The sequence below is a fragment of the Nonomuraea sp. NPDC048882 genome (genome assembly GCF_040649755.1).
Lineage (GTDB): Bacteria > Actinomycetota > Actinomycetes > Streptosporangiales > Streptosporangiaceae > Nonomuraea > Nonomuraea maheshkhaliensis.
In genome coordinates, this window is the sequence record NZ_JBEZGB010000002.1 from 1 (window position 1) to 19,094 (window position 19,094).

At 70.3% G+C, this 19,094-nt stretch carries 19 protein-coding genes; 9 read left to right on the forward strand and 10 right to left on the reverse strand.

The annotated features are described in order from the left end of the window. Positions 1-301: 301 nt before the first annotated feature. The 3 genes from AB0C27_RS05070 to AB0C27_RS05080 form a co-directional block, all read right to left on the reverse strand. Positions 302-2,101 (reverse strand): caspase family protein, encoded by a 1,800-nt coding sequence (locus AB0C27_RS05070; RefSeq protein ID WP_357838046.1) that lies wholly within the window; start codon positions 2,099-2,101, stop codon positions 302-304. Beyond that, complete coding sequence (locus tag AB0C27_RS05075) at positions 2,098-2,490, reverse strand: hypothetical protein (RefSeq protein WP_357838049.1); 393 nt, start codon at positions 2,488-2,490, stop codon at positions 2,098-2,100. The genes AB0C27_RS05070 and AB0C27_RS05075 overlap by 4 nt, the downstream gene beginning before the upstream one ends. A gap of 285 nt (positions 2,491-2,775) precedes the next feature. Next, positions 2,776-3,249 carry a DUF4333 domain-containing protein gene (locus tag AB0C27_RS05080; protein WP_357838052.1) on the reverse strand — a complete coding sequence of 158 codons (474 nt, stop codon included), beginning with the start codon at positions 3,247-3,249 and terminating at the stop codon, positions 2,776-2,778. A 409-nt stretch (positions 3,250-3,658) separates the two neighbouring features. Here AB0C27_RS05080 and AB0C27_RS05085 point away from each other — a divergent pair, with 409 nt between their 5' ends. From AB0C27_RS05085 to AB0C27_RS05105, 5 genes are all read left to right on the forward strand, one after another. Continuing rightward, entirely contained in the window at positions 3,659-4,630 is a 972-nt protein-coding gene (locus AB0C27_RS05085) for a helix-turn-helix domain-containing protein (protein ID WP_357838055.1), read from the forward strand. 193 nt (positions 4,631-4,823) lie between these two features. Further along, positions 4,824-5,339 carry a 2Fe-2S iron-sulfur cluster-binding protein gene (locus AB0C27_RS05090; RefSeq protein ID WP_357840622.1) on the forward strand — a complete coding sequence of 172 codons (516 nt, stop codon included), beginning with the start codon at positions 4,824-4,826 and terminating at the stop codon, positions 5,337-5,339. After that, positions 5,336-6,319: a xanthine dehydrogenase family protein subunit M gene (locus tag AB0C27_RS05095; RefSeq protein ID WP_357838058.1), complete on the forward strand. Its 984-nt coding sequence runs from the start codon at positions 5,336-5,338 to the stop codon at positions 6,317-6,319. The genes AB0C27_RS05090 and AB0C27_RS05095 overlap by 4 nt, the downstream gene beginning before the upstream one ends. 41 nt (positions 6,320-6,360) lie before the next feature. Continuing rightward, entirely contained in the window at positions 6,361-8,436 is a 2,076-nt protein-coding gene (locus AB0C27_RS05100) for a xanthine dehydrogenase family protein molybdopterin-binding subunit (RefSeq protein WP_357838061.1), read from the forward strand. Between the two features lie 61 nt (positions 8,437-8,497). Next, entirely contained in the window at positions 8,498-9,364 is an 867-nt protein-coding gene (locus tag AB0C27_RS05105) for an AraC family transcriptional regulator (RefSeq protein WP_357838064.1), read from the forward strand. Here the strand turns inward: AB0C27_RS05105 and AB0C27_RS05110 are convergent. The 4 genes from AB0C27_RS05110 to AB0C27_RS05125 form a co-directional block, all read right to left on the reverse strand. Beyond that, complete coding sequence (locus AB0C27_RS05110; protein ID WP_357838067.1) at positions 9,294-10,769, reverse strand: DEAD/DEAH box helicase; 1,476 nt, start codon at positions 10,767-10,769, stop codon at positions 9,294-9,296. The two genes, AB0C27_RS05105 and AB0C27_RS05110, sit on opposite strands and share 71 nt — an antisense overlap. A gap of 353 nt (positions 10,770-11,122) precedes the next feature. Then, entirely contained in the window at positions 11,123-11,329 is a 207-nt protein-coding gene (locus AB0C27_RS05115) for a cold-shock protein (protein WP_106241661.1), read from the reverse strand. 139 nt (positions 11,330-11,468) lie between these two features. Further along, positions 11,469-11,690: a hypothetical protein gene (locus AB0C27_RS05120; RefSeq protein WP_357838070.1), complete on the reverse strand. Its 222-nt coding sequence runs from the start codon at positions 11,688-11,690 to the stop codon at positions 11,469-11,471. Between the two features lie 71 nt (positions 11,691-11,761). Next, a complete protein-coding gene (locus AB0C27_RS05125) occupies positions 11,762-12,514 on the reverse strand; it encodes an SDR family oxidoreductase (protein ID WP_357838073.1) in 753 nt (250 codons plus the stop codon). A gap of 120 nt (positions 12,515-12,634) precedes the next feature. Between AB0C27_RS05125 and AB0C27_RS05130 the strand changes: the two genes are divergently transcribed. The 3 genes from AB0C27_RS05130 to AB0C27_RS05140 all read left to right on the forward strand — a co-directional run bounded on the left by AB0C27_RS05130 (position 12,635) and on the right by AB0C27_RS05140 (position 15,249). Further along, positions 12,635-13,603: an AraC family transcriptional regulator gene (locus AB0C27_RS05130; RefSeq protein WP_357838076.1), complete on the forward strand. Its 969-nt coding sequence runs from the start codon at positions 12,635-12,637 to the stop codon at positions 13,601-13,603. 68 nt (positions 13,604-13,671) lie between these two features. Further along, on the forward strand, positions 13,672-14,007 hold the full coding sequence (locus tag AB0C27_RS05135) for a metalloregulator ArsR/SmtB family transcription factor (protein ID WP_357838079.1): 336 nt from the start codon (positions 13,672-13,674) through the stop codon (positions 14,005-14,007). A gap of 12 nt (positions 14,008-14,019) precedes the next feature. Next, positions 14,020-15,249, forward strand: a complete 1,230-nt coding sequence (locus tag AB0C27_RS05140; protein WP_357838082.1) for a GNAT family N-acetyltransferase — start codon at positions 14,020-14,022, stop codon at positions 15,247-15,249. 39 nt (positions 15,250-15,288) lie between these two features. Here the strand turns inward: AB0C27_RS05140 and AB0C27_RS05145 are convergent, their stop codons facing one another. The 3 genes from AB0C27_RS05145 to AB0C27_RS05155 form a co-directional block, all read right to left on the reverse strand. Continuing rightward, on the reverse strand, positions 15,289-15,660 hold the full coding sequence (locus tag AB0C27_RS05145; protein WP_357840625.1) for a metalloregulator ArsR/SmtB family transcription factor: 372 nt from the start codon (positions 15,658-15,660) through the stop codon (positions 15,289-15,291). Between the two features lie 155 nt (positions 15,661-15,815). After that, positions 15,816-17,213, reverse strand: a complete 1,398-nt coding sequence (locus AB0C27_RS05150; RefSeq protein ID WP_357838085.1) for an FAD-dependent oxidoreductase — start codon at positions 17,211-17,213, stop codon at positions 15,816-15,818. Positions 17,214-17,328: 115 nt separating this feature from the next. Beyond that, entirely contained in the window at positions 17,329-18,393 is a 1,065-nt protein-coding gene (locus tag AB0C27_RS05155) for an NAD(P)-binding domain-containing protein (protein WP_357840628.1), read from the reverse strand. Positions 18,394-18,434: 41 nt separating this feature from the next. On the opposite strand from AB0C27_RS05155, the gene AB0C27_RS05160 reads away from it, so the two are divergent. Next, a complete protein-coding gene (locus AB0C27_RS05160) occupies positions 18,435-19,091 on the forward strand; it encodes a hypothetical protein (protein WP_357838088.1) in 657 nt (218 codons plus the stop codon). The last annotated feature ends 3 nt before the right edge of the window (positions 19,092-19,094 follow it).

Consider the following 19,094-nt stretch of genomic DNA (forward strand, 5'->3'; position numbering starts at 1 on the left):
AGGACTCTAGACAAGCCCCATCCTCCCAGCTCGGAAGCACTTTTCTTATGTAGCCGATCAACCTGCGCGAAATTCACCGCGAAAGCCCGAGGCTAGTCATGCGGCGTTGAGCGCGACCAGGATGCGCTGGTTGGCCACCTCGCGTTGACCGTCGATGCACTTGGCATAGACGCGCAGGAGCACATCCACACCGTGCACCCCGTTCGGCCGGTGGGGTACGAAAACCCGGATACGGCCTCTGGCCTGCCGGCAGGTGGCCCGCCGTACGGGTGGCGCACCGTCCGGGTAGTACGGCAACGCCTCACATACTGCTTGAGATCCGTACCAGAAGCACCAGCAGGGTGCAGGCGATCGCGGCCCAGGAGAGGATCAGCGCAGCTTGGTTGACGCCTCGGCCGCCGTAACGGCCCGGAGAGGCTGATATCGCCTGGTTCGACTGGCCGGCCAGTCGGCGGGCTTTGATGAACAGCACGATGCCGACCGCCGTCAAGATAAGGATGGTGAGGATGTCCCACAGCGCCTGCATGATGACGGACCGGATGATCTCAGGGCTGCCATCCGCGGCCTTTACGGTGTTGATGTAGCTCGATGCGTCCACTGCGACGAAGTCGACGAACCGCCAGGCGGCCCAGGGCAGCGGCAGCAGCGACGCGATCGCGAGCCCCAGCGCCCAGAACGCCTTGCCGTGGGTCGGCGGGCTCCCCCGGGATCGCATCACCCGCTCCGGGGGCGGCCCCTGCGTCCGGGCAAGGGGCGGCTGCCTGGGGGCCGCCTTCTCCCGGCTCGGCCGCTCGGCATTCGGGGGTGACGCCCGCTCGTTCCGCGGACCCGTGGTCACATCGGCCGGTTGGGGCGCGGTGACGATGGCTTCGACGTGGATCGCCGTCTCCTGGATTGGGTCTTTCAGGAGGATGTCGCCTTGGACGGAGCCTTGGTGGGAGGTGTCCAGCGATATGTGGAGGCCCGTGGCGTCCTGTTCGACGTGGATGCCACGGTTGCTTACCTGGAACGAGCAGGCGCGGGCCAGAGGTGGGCCGAGGACGGGGACGGTATGGCTGGGCGTGGAGTGTTGGGGCACCTGTCCGAAGTCCACCCGGTGCTCGGCCGGCTGGACGAGCGCTTCGCGCAGGGCCTCCTGGGCCGCCGTGGCGATGTAGTCGATGTCGTTGTGCGCCATCTCCTGCAGCGCGTCCCGGGCACCGGCGGCGGCCGGAAGATTGTCGCTGGTGAGCCGATGCCGAAGCTCGGTGATCGCGCCGCGCCGGGCGAAGATGCTCGGATCGGTCATGGCCGCCCGCAGGTCCGGCGGCACGGGCAGCGGCTGGATCCGGCGTCGCCCGCTCCGCGCCAGGTACAGCTCGCCCTGCAGGTCGAAGCTCCGGCTCGGGGTCTGGTTCGGGTTCTGGTCGCGGACCCGGTCGAAGACGTAGTCGTACAGCTCGTCCAGCGAGACCTGGCCGTCCTCGTCGCCATCGGCGTCCCCGGTGACCAGGCCCTCCACCAGGGCGTTGGTGAAGATCGACGGCTGTGGCCCGGACTCTTCGGACAGCTGGTCACCCTCGAAGGCGTACTCCATCGAGGTGGACGCGGTGATGACGGCCTGCCCGCGCCCTCCGGCCCCCGAGCTCTGCCCGGCGAAGCTGTCCAGCACGTTGACGTCGCCGGACGCGCGCACCACGGCCCCTTCGGTGAAGGCTCCGCCGTAGCAGCAGTCCAGGAACAGCACAATGCTCTTGGACCGGCTACCGCGCATGCAGCGCTGGACGAAGTCGGCCGGAACGGCGGTGGAGCCGAGACGGTTGGGGCGAGTGTTGCGGGCGGCGAAGAACAGCTCCCCTGACTCGCTCTTCACCCCGTGGCAAGACAGGTGCAGCACCAGCAGGTCCCCCGGTACGGCGTCCAGGAAGAAGTCCTCGATCTGGCCGGCCATCTGGTACGCGGGCTCGTTGTGCACCACCCGCACCTCGAACCCGCCGATTCCCGGATCGCCGAGCGCCCTGGCCAGTGCCCTGGCGTCCTGGACCGGCGATCGCAGCCGCCCCAGCGAAGGGTTCTCGTACACGTCGTTGGCGATGATCAGCGCCTTCCGCCCGCCGCTCACTGCCCGTCTCCCGCCGGGGCGTGCCGGTCGGCGAACAGCTTGAGCAGCCTGACCTGGTCGTCGCTCGACGCCTGGGAGAGCTCCAGTACGTCCCCGTCCAGCTCGATCCGCACCGTCCGCTTGGCCTTGCCCCCGCGGCCCATCCACTGGAAGACGGTGCCGAGGACGGCCTGGAGTGCGGTGGCCGACTGTCCCAGGCTGACCACGAGTTCGCCGATCGTGGCGACGTCCACCGCCCTGGCTCCGGGCGGCGGGGGCCCCGCCCTGACCGGCGTCACATCCTCCACGTCCAGCTCAAGCAGCTGCCCACGCAGGAACCTGGTGAGCTTGTCCAGCCGCTCGGAGTCGGAATCCTCCTCGGAGAAGGTGAGGTTCAGCTCGGCTACCATCGGTCCCCCTCTCGCTGGCGGTGCCCCGGCGAGCGAGCCTGGTGTTCGCCTCTGTTATCCACGCTAGGCCACACAAGAGTGGTCATCACCTGCGAGATCCCAAGATCGAGAAGATCCTTGGACCGAACGTGACTCCGTCTCCCAAGACGGCCCCTGCGAGCGGACCACCGAAGCGACAGCCCCGGTTCCGTGTCGCGCCTTCCGCTTCCGGGGCCGGTCCCCCGAAGGGGCCGGATCTCCGACCTGAGCCTTTCGTTTCCTGAACGGGTCGCGCGAGCTCTGCGTTTACTCGACGCCGCCGTCGACCTTGAAGTTGTAATTCACCTGCTTGCCGCTGACCGAGGTGGCAGTGACGGTGACGCCGAGAGTGGCGCTGCCGGCAGTGAGCTGGCAGCGGATCGTGGCGCCGACCCGGGCCGGGAGGTGCTCAGGACAGGTGACCCTGTCGGGACGCTTGCCGGCGTTCGCGGCGAGCTTGTCGGAGATCGTCTGCGCGACTCGGGCCTTGTGGACGGCTCCGCCCTCGCTGACGCCCGTGTCCTCGGGCTCTGCGGGGTCGTCAGCGACTCGATTCTCCTCAGTCGTCTGCGGCTTCTCGGTGGGGGCCTCCTCGGCAGCGGGTGCTTCCTCGCTGGCCGTCGCCTCACTCTTCTTCCCCACGTCGCCAAAAGTGAAGGAGCATCCGGTGGCGAGAAGCACCGTCAGTGCGCCCAGCGTCGCCGCGGCCGCAATCCTCTTGTTACGCTCCGTATGCCACATGATTTCCCCTGTTGGTGGGTGATGAGAAAAAGATCAGGATGCCGGGGGCGGCTGCGTGCTCGATACGGCGACGGCGAACGCTCCGCTTGGCGCCGTAGACGCCAGGCGATCGCGCCGGTGGAGGGCAACCTGCGCGGCGCTCTCCCTTCCCTGACCTCGTCCATAGACCTTAGGGTCATCGTGGGCTTCGGACTTTGTCATTCGTGCTGGGAACTTTGTCAGTGGTGCACAGCCCAGGCGCCGTATGAGGCGAGGGCTCCGCGGGTGCCCGGCGAAGCCGTTGTACAGCGAGAGGCGATCGCGACACACTGATGTCGGGAACCGGCCGTGTCGAGGGGAGTCCTGTGGGGGAACGGGCCGAGGTATCGCCAGGTCGGCTCTGTGACCGACGCGGACGAAGGCCCGTCTCATGAGCCCGGTCCTCGACACCGCGTTCATACCGCCGCGGGACCGGGAGGAAGTGGTCCGGAACGCGGTGTGGAAAGGCATGGTGGTAGTCGACATCGACCACGGTCCGCCGGCTGAGGACATCGCCGTTCGCATGGGGCTCGGCACCGTCGGGCCTCTCAGGGTCTGTTCGGCGCGGGCGACCGCCGTCACGCTCCGTCGGACGGAGCGGCTCGCCCGGGAGGATGAGGAGCCGGCCGTCACTCTGGGTGTTCAGATGACGGGCAGCAGCATGGTGGTGCAGAACGGTCGCGAATGCCTGCTGAGGCCAGGAGACTGCGCCGTCTTCGAGTCGGTCGCTCCCTACACCCTTCTCTTCGACGAGGGAGTCGACCACCGCTTCATCCGTTTCCCCCGCGCCGTACTCGCGCTCCCCGACAGATTGCTGAGAGACATCACCGCGGTCCCTCTGGGATCCGACAACCCCATCGCGCGTCTCGCCTTCACCTATTTCTCCGAACTGACCGTCACCGACGAATTGCACCAGAGTGTGCACGCCGACGCCGCCGTGCAACCCAGCGTCGAACTCCTCCGTGCCGTCCTGACGTCCCAGCACGGCAACTCCAGCTTGGCCAAGGCGCCGTTGGAGGCGACGCTCAGCCTGCGGGTCACTAATTACATCCGTGAGCATCTGGCTGATCGGGATCTGTCGGCGGCGCGGATAGCCGCCGCGCACGACATCTCCGTACGCCATCTCTACGCTGTGCTGTCCCGCTCGGGAATCAGCCTCGGAGACTGGATCCGTACACGCCGGCTGGCCGAATGCAGGCGAGAGCTGGCCGGCCAGAACGGGCGGCTGCGGACCATCGCGGCGATCGGGCGGAGCTGGGGCTTCGCGGACGCGACCCACTTCAGCAAGGTGTTCAAACAGACATACGGCATCTCACCGCGGGCCTGGCGCGAACAGAACCACCCCCGCGCCTCCGCGCACTGAAGAGACGTACTGAAGAGACGTACGTCCTGACCCGAGCAGGATCGGGCAAGAGTCCGCGAGTTTTGGGCTCACTCTCTCCCTTGTCGGACTGTTTGAATGGCCTGTCAAAGCCCCCCTGCCGTCCGGCCGTACACACGCGGCTCCGTCGCGTGGTGAGAAAGGCGAGACATTGACCGATGACACCCATGCCGAGATCGCGCTCCGCGTCAACGACGTGACGCACCGGCTGCTGGTCGACAACCGCACGACGCTGCTCGACGCGTTGCGGGAGGGGATCGGCCACACCGGCTCGAAGAAGGGGTGTGACCGTGGGCAGTGCGGGGCCTGCACCGTGCTGTGCGACGGCAGGCGGGTGGTGTCCTGCCTGACCCTGGCGGTCGCCGCCGAGGGCGCGGAGATCACCACCGTCGAGGGCCTCGCCGGTGACGGTGAGCTGCGGCCGATCCAGCGGGAGTTCGTCCGGCTCGATGGCTTCCAGTGCGGTTACTGCACGTCCGGGCAGCTCTGCTCGGCCGTCGGGATGCTGGCCGAGCACGCGGCGGGCTGGCCGAGCGCCGTCACCGCCGACGTCTCCCCCGACGCCCCGGCGCCGGAGCTGGACGCGGCGGAGGTGCGCGAGCGGATGAGCGGCAACCTGTGCCGCTGCGGCGCGTACCCGTCGATCGTGCGCGCGGTCCTGTCGGCCGCTCGCGAGGAGGTGGCAGGGTGAAGGAGTTCGCCTATCGGCGCGCGACAGAGGTGCGTGACGCGCTCGCCCTGGTGGCCGCGGGCGACGGCGCCCGCTATCTCAGCGGCGGCACGAACCTCGTCGACCTGATGAAGACCGGGGTGGAGGCGCCCGCACGGCTGGTGGACGTACGGTTCCTGCCGCTCGACGGGGTGCGTGAGGCGGCGGACGGCGGGCTGGTCATCGGCGCGACGACGACCAACAGCGACGCGGCGGCCCATCCGGAGGTGCGCCGGCGCTTCCCGGCGTTGAGCGAGGCGATCCTGGCGGGCGCGTCGGGCCAACTGCGGAACATGGCCACGGTGGCCGGCAACCTGCTGCAACGGACCCGGTGCGGCTACTTCGCCGACCCGTCGCAGGCGTGCAACAAGCGGGTTCCCGGCAGCGGGTGCGCCGCGATCACCGGGGAGCACCACAACCACGCCGTCCTCGGCTGGTCGCGGCACTGCGCGGCGACCCACGCCTCGGACATGGCGGTGGCGATGGCCGCGTTCGACGCGGTCGTGCACTACGAGACGCTCGACGGCCCCGGCGAGCTGCCGCTGTCGGAGTTCTACCCGCCGGTCGGCGACACGCCGGACCGGGAGACGGCGCTGCCGCCCGGAGCGCTGATCACCGCGATCGCCCTCCCCGGGTCCGCGGTCTCCCCGCGGTCGCGGTACCGGAAGGTTCGCGAGCGGGCGTCGTACGCCTTCGCCACCGTGTCCATCGCGGCCGATCTGGACGTACACACCGGATCGGCGCGGATCGCGCTCGGCGGGGTCGCGTCGCGGCCGTGGCGCGCCCTTCGCGCCGAGGCCGTCCTGCGGGAGGGTCCGCTCACCGCCGACCGGTTCAGGGCCGCCGCCGACGCGGAGCTGTCGGCGGCCGAGCCGCTGCCCGGCAACGGCTACAAGGTGACGCTGGCGCGCAACCTGATCGTGGCCGTCCTGACCGAACTCGCCGATCGGGACCCCGCGTGATCCGGCCTGATCCGGCGGAGCGCAGGAGAGGAGATCCACCCATGAACGCGGTCAACAACATCGGGGTCGCGCGACCCCGGATCGAGGGGCAGGCCAAGGTCACCGGCCGCGCCCGGTACGCCGCCGACAAGCCGATGCGGGATCTGGCCTTCGGCTCGGTCGTGGTCTCCACGGTGGCGCGCGGGCGCATCCGCGACATCGACGCCTCGGCCGTCAAGGACATGCCCGGCGTGCTCGGCGTGATCGACTACCGCAACGCGCCCCGGCTCAACCCGGAGGCAGGGCACTTCTTCGGCCCCGACGGCGGGCTGCAGCTGCTGCAGGACGACGTGATCCCGTTCGCCGGCCGAGCCGTCGCGCTCGTCGTGGCGGAGACTCTGGAGCAGGCCAAGGCGGCGGCCGACGCACTGCCGGTGACCTACGACGAGGAGCCGCACGACACCGGCTTCACCGCCGATCACCCGAACGCCCGGCCGGCGGCGCCGCTCTTCGACGGGCCGGAGGACATCGGCGACGTGGAGGCGGAGCTGGCCGCGTCGGCGGTGGTGGTCGACGAGCGCTACCACACGCCCGAGGAGCACTGCAGCGCCATGGAGCCGCACTCGGCGACCGCGTGGTGGGAGGGTGAGCGGCTGCAGGCCATCGACTCCAACCAGGGACCGTTCTTCATCTCCACCGTCCTGGCCACGCTGTTCTCGCTGGATTTCGAGCGGGTACGGGTCCGCACCGAGCACGTCGGCGGCGGTTTCGGCTCCAAGGGCCTGTGCGGGCCGCAACTGGTGCTGGCCACGATGGGCGCGACGCTGTTCCGGCGGCCCGTGCGCGTCACGCTGACCCGCGAGCAGGTGTTCCTGATGACCGCGATGCGGCCGGCGACCGAGCAGCCGATCCGGCTCGGCGCCGACGCGAACGGCCGCCTGCGGGCGATCCAGCACGAGCCGGCGTTCGAGCTCTCCCCGCTCGCGGAGTACATCGAGGGCTGCACCGAGCTCACCAAGACGCTCTACGCGGCCCCCGCGATCCGCACCAGGAACACCGCGGTCCCCCTCGACATCCTGCCGCCGTACTCGATGCGCGGCCCCGGCGCCGCGCCCGGGTCGTTCGCCCTCGAGTCCGCCATGGACGAGCTGGCGGAGCGGCTGGGCCTCGACCCGCTCGAACTCCGGCTGCGCAACGAGCCCGACGTCGGCCCGGTGTCCGGCCTGCCGTTCAGCAGCCGCAACCTGGTCGCGTGCCTGCGTACGGGCGCGGAGAGGTTCGGCTGGGCGACACGTGACCACCGGCCGCGGATGCGGCGGGAAGGGCACCTGCTCGTCGGCACCGGGATGGCCGCCACGTCCTTCAGCGTCGGGGCGTTCCCCTCGGTGGCGTCGATCACCGCCGAGGTGGACGGGACCTTCACCGTCGTCATCGCCGCCACCGACCTCGGCACGGGCGCGCGCACCGCGCTGACCGCGATCGCGGCCGACGCGCTCGCGATCGACACCGAGCGGGTCCGGCTGGGCATCTCCGACAGCGAGCTCGGCCCCGCCTGGAGCGCGGGCGGCTCCAGGGGTACGACCTCCTGGGCCTGGGCGATCACCGAGGCCGCCGCGCGGCTGCGGGACCAGCCGCGCGATCCGTCGCGACCCGTGACCGTCACCGTCGACACCACCCAGTTGCTCAACGACCTGCCGTCCATGGAACGGCACGCCTACAGCGCGGTGTTCACCGAGGTGAGTGTCGATCCGGCGACCGGCGAGGTGCGGGTGCGGCGGCTGCTCGGGATGTTCGCGGTGGGCCAGGTGGTCAACCCGCTGACGGCGCGCAGCCAGGTCATCGGCGGGATGATCGGCGGGCTGTCCATGGCGCTGCACGAGGAGGGCGTGCGCGACCAGGTCTCAGGCAGGCACGTGAACGCGGACTTCGCCGGCTACCACATCGCCGCGCACGCCGACGTGCCCGACATCGAGGCGGATTTCGTACCGGATTATGAGCCTGGAATTCCGTTCGGCATCAAGGGCGCCGGTGAGATCGGGAACGTCGGCACCGCGGCCGCGATCGCGAACGCGGTCTGGCACGCCACCGGGAAGCGGCAGCGGAGGCTGCCGATCCGGCTCGATCGCGTCCTGGAGTGATCGGTTTGCCCGGCGCGGTTCGGCGATGGTTCCATGTGGTGTGGGCGCTATCTCCGATTTGGTGAACGAGTGCCGTGGCATCGTCGCGGCCCATGCCCGGCCGGACTACACGACGCCGATCGCCGGTCTGACGGTCTCCAGCATCGACACGGTGGCACCGGAGCATTCGCTGACCGAGCCGCTGCTGGTCGTCATGTTCCAGGGTGGGAAACGCATCCTGCTCGACGACCAGGTCTTCGAGTACCGGGCCGGGGACTGCCTGGTCGTCACCGCGAACCTGCCCATCACCGGGCACTTCCTGGACATCGGCCCGAGCGCCCCGTCGCTGGCCATGGCGCTGGTGCTGCGCCCGGCCGCCATCGCCCCTTTGCTGCTGGAGGTCCCGGCCGGACACTGGTCCGGCACGCCGGACGGGCCGCCCGCGATCGCGACCGGCCGGGTCGACGCCGACCTGCTGGACGCCGTGGGCCGGATGCTGCGGCTGCTGGACCGTCCCGAGGACGCGCCGGTGCTCGCCCCGCTGATCGAGCGGGAGATCCTCTGGCGGCTGCTCACCGGCCCGCACGGGGCCATGATCCGCCAGATCGGCCTGGCCGACAGCAGCCTGTCCCAGGTCAGCCGGGCGATCCAGTGGATCAGGGACAACTACGCCGAGCCCATCCGGATCGCCGAGCTCGCCCGGCTGGCCGGGATGAGCGCGTCCGCGTTCCACCGGCACTTCCGCGCCGTCACGACGCTGAGCCCGCTGCAGTACCAGAAGCGCATTCGCCTCCAGGAAGCCCGCTCGTTGCTGGTGGCCCGTGCGGGCGATGTCGTCGGCGTCGCTCATCTGGTCGGCTACGACAGCCCGTCGCAGTTCAACCGCGAATACCGCCGCCTGTTCGGGGCGCCGCCCGGCCAGGACGCCGCCCGGCTGCGCGCGGAATAGCCGCTCGCGATGCTCGTCCAACCGGTGCGGTGATGGTCACGGGGATGCCCGAGGGAGCCTGGGCGCCCGTGATACGCCTCAGCTCGGACTCGCCCGAACGGACCTCGCTGGTCTGCGGGACGATACCGGCGTCGGCCATCAAACGGGTCATGTCACGGCGCTGGTTGGGCAGCACCAGGGTGACGACGCTGCCGGACTCGCCGGCGCGGGCGGTGCGGCCGCCGCGGTGCAGGTAGTCCTTGTGGTCGCTCGGCGGGTCGACGTTGACGACGAGGTCCAGGTTGTCGACGTGGATGCCGCGGGCCGCGACGTTGGTCGCCACCAGCGCCGTGACGTGGCCGCTCTTGAACTGGGCGAGGGTGCGGGTGCGCTGGGGCTGGGACTTGCCTCCGTGCAGCGCGGCGGCGCGCACTCCGCTGTTCAGCAGTTGTTCGGTGAGCCGGTCCACGGCGTGCTTGGTGTCCAGGAACATGATCACCCGACCGTCGCGAGCAGCGATCTCCACGGTGGTGGCCTGCTTGTCGGCACCCTGGACGTGCAGCACGTGGTGCTCCATCGTGGTGACCGCGCCCGCCGAGGGGTCGACCGAATGGACCACCGGGTCGCTCAGATAGCGACGGACCAGCAGATCGACGTTGCGGTCCAGAGTGGCGGAGAACAGCATCCGCTGGCCACCTGGGCGCACCTGGTCGAGCAGGTGGGTGATCTGCGGCATGAAGCCCATGTCGGCCATCTGGTCGGCCTCATCCAGCACGGTGATGCCGACCTGGTCCAGGCGGCACTCGCCACGCTCGATGAGATCCCTGAGCCGTCCCGGGGTCGCGACGACGACTTCCGCGCCGTTGCGCAGCGCCTGGGCCTGGCGGCCGATCGACATGCCGCCGACGACCGTGGCCAACCGCAGCTTCAGTGCTTGGGCGTACGGCGTGAGCGCATCGGTGACCTGCTGGGCCAGTTCCCTGGTGGGGACGAGGATCAGGGCAAGCGGTCGCCGCGACTGTGCCCGCTGTCCGGAGGTGCGGACGAGCAGGGCCAGGCCGAAGGCGAGCGTCTTGCCCGACCCGGTGCGCCCCCGCCCCAGGACGTCCCGGCCGGCCAGGGAATTCGGCAGCGTGGCCGCCTGGATCGGGAACGGTTCGTTCAAGCCCAGGCCGGTGAGCACCTTCAGCAGCGCGGGCGGCATGCTCAGCTCAGCGAACGTCGCGGCTGCCGGCAGGGCCGGGGTGACAGTGACCGGCAGCGCGAACTCTCCCTGGACCGCCGCGGGACGCCGCCCGTTGCCGGACCGGCTGGAGGCGCCTGGACGGCCCTGAGCCGGAGAGCCGAATCGGCCGCCCCTGCTTCGCGCGGAGCCGCCCGTACGGGGCGAAGAGTTGCGATCGTGCGCGCGAGTTGCGTGGTTCATGCAGAACCTTCCTCGATGCGGCACGTGTCAGGCGATCCTCGGCGCGATGAGCGGCACAAGAACAGCTAGCACGAGCCGAAGAAAGACGAGTCGAACCGGCGGAAACAGCCTGGGCTCATACGTCGAAATGGTCGGCTTTCGCCGGGAAGAACGCGGCTGTGATGCCGCGCCGTAGAACTGGAGCGGGCCTGTGCCCGAACCGGAGCCATCGGTGGCGCATCGGTGTGCGGTGGAAGAACAGACACGCTGTGCTTCTCGGGTTGTGAGGTCATCACGGCACGAGGGATGCCACAAAAGCAACGCGCCGGGGACCGCGCCCTGCGGCGCGGGCCCCGGCTACGTGGTGCGCGGTGTCAGGCGGGAACGATGTTCTCGGCCTGCGGGCCCTTCTGGCCCTGCGTGATGTCGAAGGCCACCTTCTGGCCCTCGCGCAGCTCACGGTAGCCGCCGTTGGCGACGATGTTGGAGTAGTGCGCGAAGACGTCGGCGCCGCCGCCGTCCTGCTCGATGAAGCCGAAGCCCTTTTCCGCGTTGAACCACTTCACGGTGCCAGAAGCCATGTTGATCTCTTTCTATGGGTGCAAGCCGAAATCCGCATCGAACGGATTCCGCGTCGCCGCGATAGGACCACACACCCGGAAATGACCGGAGAACAAAAAATGCACCTGAGGTTACATACCGTCAGGTGCACACAAGTCTTTATGGGTACCACAACTGCAACTGAGCCCAATCTAGCACATGCGCCGTCGTGCTGCGCGTCCGAACGTCGTCGTGCCGTACGGACGCGAGGGATTCGACGTCGACGAACCACAGCGATCGGTCGGCCTGGATCGAGTCGATGATCCGGCCCCACAGGCTTTCGTGATCGCCGAGACCGGGCCGCGTCCCGCCGACGACGCCGGCGGATTTCTCGAGCACCACGAACAGCAGCTCACCCCACTCCGTGCGAGACGGGACGCGTTGACTGTTGCCACCCATCGTGTGGCGCCTGCTCAGATCTGGTTCGTGCCACCGTCGACGTAGATGTTCGCGCCGACGACGTAGCTGCTCTCTGCCGAGGCCAGGAAGGCCACGGCTGCGGCGGCCTCCTCAGGCCGGCCCATGCGGCCCTTGGCCACGGTCGCGGCGACATTCTCCTTGACGGCCCTGGCGGTCTCCTCGTCGCCGAAGGCGGCGGTGCCCCCGGGAGTCTCGATCCATGCCGGCGAGACCACGTTGACCCGGATGCCGCGGTCCTTGAGCTCGTTGGACCACGTCCGCGCGAAGGACCGGACGGCCGCCTTCGACGCCGCGTAGGCGCCGAACGCCTCTGCTCCGCGGTCGCCGGCGGTCGAACCGACCAGGACGATCGAGGCTCCGTCGTTGAGCAGCGGCAACGCCTTCTGCACGGTGAACAGCGTGCCTCGGACGTTGATCGCGAAGGTCTGGTCGAAGTGTTCCTCGGTGGTCTGTTCCAGCGTCATGAACGCACCGATCGCCGCGTTGGCCACGAGCACGTCCACACCCCTGCCTCGCGCCTGGACCGCCTTGTAGAGCCGGTCCAGGTCCTCCGGCTTCGAGATGTCGCCGGCGACCGCGGTGGCCCTGTCCGCTCCGATGGTCTTGACGGCGGCCTCCAGTTCGGACTCGCGCCGACCGGTAACGAACACGTACGCGCCCTCGTCCGCCAGCCGTACGGCGGTGGCCAGACCGATCCCGCTGCTGCCCCCGGTGACCACCGACGTCTTGCCTTCCAGCTGTCCCATGTGGGTGCCCCCGTCACTATCGATACCGATTCCTTCGACATCGATGCTGCGACAGATCGCGGATACTATCCATGATGCAGAGTCCGGCATTCTTTACGTATCGTCCAGGAGGTGTCGTCGGTGCTCGGATTTCGAGATCCGGTGGCTGACGCGATCGGCCTGCTGCGGCCCCGCACGGTGATCGGGCCCAGCCTTCGGGCCGCGGGAGAGTGGGCTTTGCGCTTCGATCCGTTTATGCACGTACGGATCGGCGGCCTCGTCCGCGGCACGTGCTGGTTGACCCTCGAAGGGCGCGAGCCGGTGCTCCTGCGGGAGGGTGACACCTTCATGCTGGGCAACCCGCCGCCTTACGTGCTGGCCGGCACGCTCGACGCAAGCCCACGCCCTGCGGAGCCGGTGTGGGCGGGTGCCGAAGACGGGTTCGTGCGGATCGGCCCGGAATCCGAGGAGGACCTCTACCTCTGCGTCGGGCACATCGCGTTCGACGACAGGAACGCGGCCCTCCTGACCGATCTTCTGCCGCCGCTCGTGATCGTCCGCGTGGCCGATCCTCATGGCAGTCGGCTCGGGCAGCTGATCGACCTCCTGGCCACCGAGGTCGAGGTCGCCGCCGCCGGCGGCCCGCTGGTGCAGAACCACCTCGCACAGATCCTGCTCGTGCACATGCTGCGTGCTCACGCCGGCCAGACAGACCGGCCCACCGGCTGGCTGGGCGCCCTGAACGAGGACGGCATCGGTGCCGCCCTGCGTGCCGTGCACGCGGACGTGGCCCATTCCTGGAGCCTCAAGGAGCTCGCCGAGATCAGCCACATGTCGCGTTCCGCGTTCGCCCAGGCCTTCAAGAGCCACGTCGGGGTTCCGCCGCTGGAGTACCTGATCCAATGGCGGATGAGCCTCGCGCGCGACGCCCTCGCCCGCGACACTCTGTCGATCTCCGAGCTCGCACGGGCCACGGGCTACCTGTCCGAGAGCGCGTTCAGCACCGCGTTCCGCCGCGTGGTCGGTTCGTCGCCCGCACAGTTCCGGAACCAGGCACGGCAGCCGCCGCACTCGGCCGCGAACGCTCCGTCCGAACGACGATCAGCCTGATCTCTGTGCCTGCCGGACACACAACGGGGGTTCCGCTTCCCCAGTCTATCGAATATCGTCGATGGACGATGAATGAGGAGAAGGAGCCTCTGCCGCGGGCGGAGGCAGAGGAGTACGCGAGCTGGTTCAAGGCCCTGGCCGACGCCACCCGGATCCAGATCGTGTCGCTGCTGGCCCGGCGGCGCGCGCCGATGAGCGTGGGCGAGATCGTGGCCGCGTCAGGGGTGGGCCAGTCCACCGTCTCGCACCATCTGAAGATCCTGGCCGAGGTGCGGTTCGTGCTGGTCGAGCGGCAGGGCACCTCCAGCCTGTACCGGATCAACGACAACTGCGTGAGCTGCTTCCCCACAGCGGCCGACGTGGTGATGGGCAAGCCTGTCCCGGCCGCGCCCACCTGCGAGTGAAGGAGCTTCCCCATGGCACAGGACGAGGTCGTGGCGCGCTACTCGCGTCTGGCGCGGGCGGCGCTGGACGGGCAGGACGTCGCCGACTGCTCGGAAGGTGAGTTCGATCAGGGTGGTTTCGGCGCGGCCGGTTACGACGACACCGGCGCGCTGCCCGCGGCGGCGGTGCGGGCGAGCCTGGGATGCGGCAACCCGGTGGCCGTCGCCGAGTTGCGCGACGGGGAGACGGTGCTGGATCTGGGGTCGGGCGGCGGGATCGACGTGCTGCTGTCGGCGCGCCGCGTCGGCCCGTCCGGCACCGTGTACGGGCTGGACGCCAGCCCTGACATGCTGGCGCTGGCCCGCCGCAACGCCGAACAGGCGAAAGTGACCAATGTCGAGTTCCTGCACGGCACGATTGAGCGGGTGCCGCTGCCGGACCGCCAGGTGGACGTGGTCATCTCCAACTGTGTGATCAACCTGTCCGACGACAAGGCGGCGGTGCTGGCCGAGGCGTTTCGGGTGCTGCGGCCCGGCGGCCGGTTCGGGGTCAGTGACGTGGTCGTGGACGGCGAACCCGATCCGGACCGGCGTCAGGCGGCTGAGCAGCGCATCGGCTGTGTGGCCGGGGCGCTGGCGGTGGCCGTCTACCGCGAGCTGCTGGCGGCGGCCGGGTTCGTCGGGGTGCGGATCACCCTGACCGCCGACCACGGTGACGGGGTGCGCTCGGCGATCGTCCAGGCCGTCAAACCCGCCGCCGAAGACGGCCTGGAGATCCGGCCGATGCGCGAATCGGACGCCGGACAGGTGCTGGCCGTCTATCAGGCGGGCCTGGACACCGGGCAGGCCAGCTTCGAGACCGTATCGCCGAGCTGGGAGGGCTTCACCACCGCCCGGCTGCCGCACCTGCGCTACGTGGCCGCCGACACCGGCACCGGGCAGGTGACCGGCTGGGTGGCCGCATCCCAAGTGTCTCCCCGGCCCGTCTACGCCGGGGTCGTCGAGCACAGCATCTACGTCCACCCCGGCTGCCAGGCCCACGGCATCGGCCGCGCCCTGCTGAGCGCGTTCATCACGGCCAGTGAGGACGCCGGCGTCTGGACGATCCAGTCCGGCGTCTTCCCCGAGAACACCGCCAGCCTGGCGCTGCACCAGGCCCTCGGCTTCCGCGTGGTGGGCACCCGCGAGCGGCTCGGCCGCCACCACGGCGTGTGGCGGGACGTACTGCTGATCGAACGACGCAGCGGCGTCACCGGCACTTGAGCACCTTCGCCCGTGGAGGTCGGCCATGCCTCGGAGGCGTCAGACGGCCAGCGGCGTGAACAGCGCGCCCAGCCTGGCCACCTGCTCGGGGACGATCCAGTAGTAGACCCAGGTGCCACGCCGTTCACTGCCGATCAGGCCGGCGGTGCGCAGCACTTTCAGGTGGTGGCTGATGGTGGGCGCGGTCAGGTCGAACGCGTCGGTCAGGTCGCACACGCAGGCCTCCCCGCCGGCGTGGGAGCCGATCATGGACAGCAGCCGCAGCCGGACCGGGTCGGCCACCGCCTTGAGCAGCACGGCCAGCTCGGCCGCCTCGCCTTCGCCGAGCGGCTGGCGGGCGATCGGCGCGCAGCACACCGCGTCCTGCGCGTCCTTGCTCTTCGGGACCAGGGGCAGGGTGGCGGCGGTCATGCGGGAGCCTCCGAGACAGACGGGTGGTTCGACGTTCATCTAAATGATAGGCGGTGGTAGCCGGCCCGCGCGGCCGCGGCGGCGATCAGGCAGATGAGCGTGACGGCGGCCACGGCCCGCAGGGCCGGCGGGGCCAGGGGTGCTCGGGGTGCGGGTCAGCCGCAGCAGCCGCCGCCCTGGGAGGCCCCGACGGTGGCCAGTGGCAGCGGGGTGGCCAGCAGGCCGCCGCTGACCCCGGTGGCCAGGCCCACGCGCTGCTCCTGCGCCTCGGCCAGGTTGGAGGAGCACACGCCGGTCTCGGGCAGATCGAGTTGCACGTCCCGGGCGGCCTCCCAGTCGCCGGCCAGGGCGGCGACGACGGAGCGGGCCTGCTCGTAGCCGGTGGCCAACAGGAAGGTGGGGGCGCGGCCGTAGCTCTTGACGCCGATGGCGTAGTAGCCGGGCTCGGGGTGGGCGAGTTCGTCGGCGCCATGCGGCGGGACGGTGCCGCAGGAGTGTGCGTTCGGGTCGATCAGCGGGGCGAGGGCTCGGGTGGAGCCGAGGATGGGGTCGAGGTCGAGGCGCAGCTCGCTCGCGATGGCGTGGTCGGGGCGGTAGCCGGTGGCGGCCACGATGCGTTCGGCGGTGATGGTCTGCTCGTGGCCGGACGGGTCGCGGCTGATCACCCGTGCCTGTTCGCCGTCGCGTTCGATGTTGTGGGTGAAGAAGCCGGTCACCAGGCGGATGCGGCCGCCCGCGACGTGGGCGTGCAGGCGGGTGCCGAGCGCGCCGCGGGCGGGCAGTGCGTCCGCTTCGCCGCCGCCGTAGGCGCGGGCGGCGTCGCCGGCGCGGATCGCCCAGGTGATCGGAGTGTCCTCCAGTTGGGCGAGGGCGAGCAGGGTGGTGGCGGCCGAGTGGCCGGCGCCGACGACCAGGACGTGCTTGCCGGCGTAGCGGTCGCGGTCGGCGCCGAGGACGTCGGGCAGCGCGTGGTCGACCAGCTCCGCCACGTCCGTCTCGCCGTGGGCGGGCAGGCCGGAGGCACCGAGCACGTTCGGGGTGGCGTAGGTGCCGGAGGCGTCGATGACGGCGCGGGCGTGCAGCTCGCTGCCGTCGGCCAGGCGGATCAGGAACGGCGCCTGCTCACGGCCCGCGGTGCGCACCCGGTCGTAGCCGAGCCTGCTGATCGCGCTCACCTTCACTCCGGTACGGACCCGGTCGCCGAGCAGCTTGGCCAGCGGAGCCAGGTAGTCGGCGATCAGTTCGGCGCCGGTGGGCAGCCACTCGGGGTCCGGCGCGCTCCAGCCGTCGGCTTCCAGCAGGCGGCGGGCGGCGGAGTCGATGTCGTACTTCCACGGGCTGAACACCCGCACATGCCCCCACTGGGCCACCGACGCGCCTGCCTGCTCGCCTGCCTCCAGCACCACGAAGCCGAGGCCCCGTTCGGACAGGTGAGCCGCCGTGGCCAGGCCGACCGGGCCGGCGCCGATGACCACGACGGGCAGGTCGCCGGGGTGTGCGGCTTGGTGGCTGGGCTCCAGTTCGACGGCGGTGGGACCGCAGCATCCGCTCATGGTGCTTCTCCTCATCGTTGCGCGAGCTAGCGCGTTGTTTTGATGGCTGTCTAAGCAGCTTCGATCGAAGAATGCCCGACAACTTAGAGGGATGTCAAATTAGAAGTACATCTAATCAGGAAGGTGAACTGCTTACGCGCAGGTGGCGGACGAGTGCGGCGACGACGTGGCGGGCGTCGGCGCCGACCCCCCGCAGGGTGTTGGAGGAGGGCGTACGCTGCCACTCCAGGCCCAGGTAGCCGAGGCCGGGATGGGTGAGCGACAGGCCACGGCGCTGGCGCGGGCGCCCGTCCGCGCCCAGCGCGCCCGTCTCGGCGAGATAGGGCGGATCCGGCCGGTACCCGGTGGCCAGCAGCACCGCGTCGACGCGCTCGCGCCGACCGTCGGACCAGACGACCTGATCGCCGTCCAGCCGGGTGAACATCGCCCGCCGCACGTAGCGCCGCTCGCGCAACGCCCGGCGGTAGCGGCCGTCGTCGAGCACCGGCGCGGCGGGCGGAGCGTCGGCACGGGCCAGCGGGAGCCGGTCGAACCCGGTCACCCGGAACCAGAAATGCAGGTCCCGGCCCAGCGGACGCTGCTCGACGAACCGGATCGGCGCCCGGCCGGCCAAGGTCACCCGGCGCTCGGCGGCCGGCTCGTACGCGACCTGGACCGCCGAGTTGCCCGCCCCGACCACGACGACGTGCTCACCGGGCAGCGAGGCCGGCGAGCGGTAGTCGGCGACGTGCAGCACCGGGCGCGCGAAGGCGTCCAGGCCGGGCAGGGCGGGCCGGTGCGGGCGGCCGAAGGAGCCGCTGGCCGCGACCACGGCGAAGGCGGTCAGCTCCTGTCCGCCGGCCAGTCGTACGAGGAAGCCGCTCGCGCCGGGCTGGACGACTTCGACGCGAGCGCCGGTGCCCCCGCATCGATCCCGGCCCCGATCCCGACCCCGTCCGCGGAACGCGCCGCTGATGGCGTGCTGGGGGTGCGTACGCTGCCGGAGGGGCAGGGCGTCGTGGTCGAGCTGAACGGCGCTGGACCGCGTCTCCCCCCAGCGGGTGGTCGCGCGCTGGCGGGTGCGCAACGACACCGACCAGGAGTACGAGTTCTGCGCGAAGCTGGCCGTGCCGTGGCACAGCTCCCGGCTGCACAGCAACTCCATCGACGGCCATGCCGACAACTCCGGCACCGACGCCATCAACGACCCACTGTCCGCCAAGCGGGCGCGCCGTCGAGGCGATGCTGCGCGAGCTGGTCACCCGTGATGGCCTGACGTACAGGGCGCGTGGGTATGGCTCCCGCCGCCCCATCGCCAAGAACGACCGCGAGTCGGGACGTCGCCTCAACCGTCGTGTCACCGTCAGCTTCGACCGTCCCGCCGCCGAGCCCGGTCCCTCCGCCTCCGCCTCCGAGACCGTTGGGACGGCCGCGCCGCGGCCCGCCACGACGAGCACGGAGCTGCCGGTCGTCGCGACGGCGCGGGCAGGCACCCCGCCGGACATCGAGCGGACGCAGTGGCCCCGGCAGGCCGAGGTGGACATCAACGAGCTGCGGCGCGACGCGGGCGGCAACGTCCTGCTCACCTGGACCGTGCGTAACCAGGACGAGACCCCGCTCCACGTCTGGAGCTCGCACGACTACGGCAGCGTCTACGAAGAGGCCAGCACCAGCGCGATCACCCTGGTCTCCGGCGAGCAGCGGTACCGGGTGTTGCGCGACGTGGAGACTCGCGTCGCCATCGGCCCCGACCTGATTCGCACCGGGCTGGACGAGTACACGGTGGAGAAGGGCGAGCGGTACACGCTGTGGGCGATGTTCAAGCCGCCCGCCGATCTTGCCCGCGTCACCGTGCGGATTCCCGGGTTCGAGCCCGTCCCTGACGTGCCGATCTCCTGAGGC

Bases quoted from the DNA above. Each gene is read 5' to 3' on its own strand.
- AB0C27_RS05075 (WP_357838049.1), bottom strand. From the start codon at position 2,490: ATGGTAGCCGAGCTGAACCTCACCTTCTCCGAGGAGGATTCCGACTCC.
- AB0C27_RS05080 (WP_357838052.1), bottom strand. From the start codon at position 3,249: ATGTGGCATACGGAGCGTAACAAGAGGATTGCGGCCGCGGCGACGCTG.
- AB0C27_RS05085 (WP_357838055.1), top strand. From the start codon at position 3,659: ATGAGCCCGGTCCTCGACACCGCGTTCATACCGCCGCGGGACCGGGAG.
- AB0C27_RS05100 (WP_357838061.1), top strand. From the start codon at position 6,361: ATGAACGCGGTCAACAACATCGGGGTCGCGCGACCCCGGATCGAGGGG.
- AB0C27_RS05110 (WP_357838067.1), bottom strand. From the start codon at position 10,769: ATGAACCACGCAACTCGCGCGCACGATCGCAACTCTTCGCCCCGTACG.
- AB0C27_RS05115 (WP_106241661.1), bottom strand. From the start codon at position 11,329: ATGGCTTCTGGCACCGTGAAGTGGTTCAACGCGGAAAAGGGCTTCGGC.
- AB0C27_RS05125 (WP_357838073.1), bottom strand. From the start codon at position 12,514: ATGGGACAGCTGGAAGGCAAGACGTCGGTGGTCACCGGGGGCAGCAGC.
- AB0C27_RS05135 (WP_357838079.1), top strand. From the start codon at position 13,672: ATGAATGAGGAGAAGGAGCCTCTGCCGCGGGCGGAGGCAGAGGAGTAC.
- AB0C27_RS05140 (WP_357838082.1), top strand. From the start codon at position 14,020: ATGGCACAGGACGAGGTCGTGGCGCGCTACTCGCGTCTGGCGCGGGCG.
- AB0C27_RS05145 (WP_357840625.1), bottom strand. From the start codon at position 15,660: ATGACCGCCGCCACCCTGCCCCTGGTCCCGAAGAGCAAGGACGCGCAG.
- AB0C27_RS05150 (WP_357838085.1), bottom strand. From the start codon at position 17,213: ATGAGCGGATGCTGCGGTCCCACCGCCGTCGAACTGGAGCCCAGCCAC.
- AB0C27_RS05155 (WP_357840628.1), bottom strand. From the start codon at position 18,393: ATGGCGTCGGTGCCGGAGTTGTCGGCATGGCCGTCGATGGAGTTGCTG.
- AB0C27_RS05160 (WP_357838088.1), top strand. From the start codon at position 18,435: ATGCTGCGCGAGCTGGTCACCCGTGATGGCCTGACGTACAGGGCGCGT.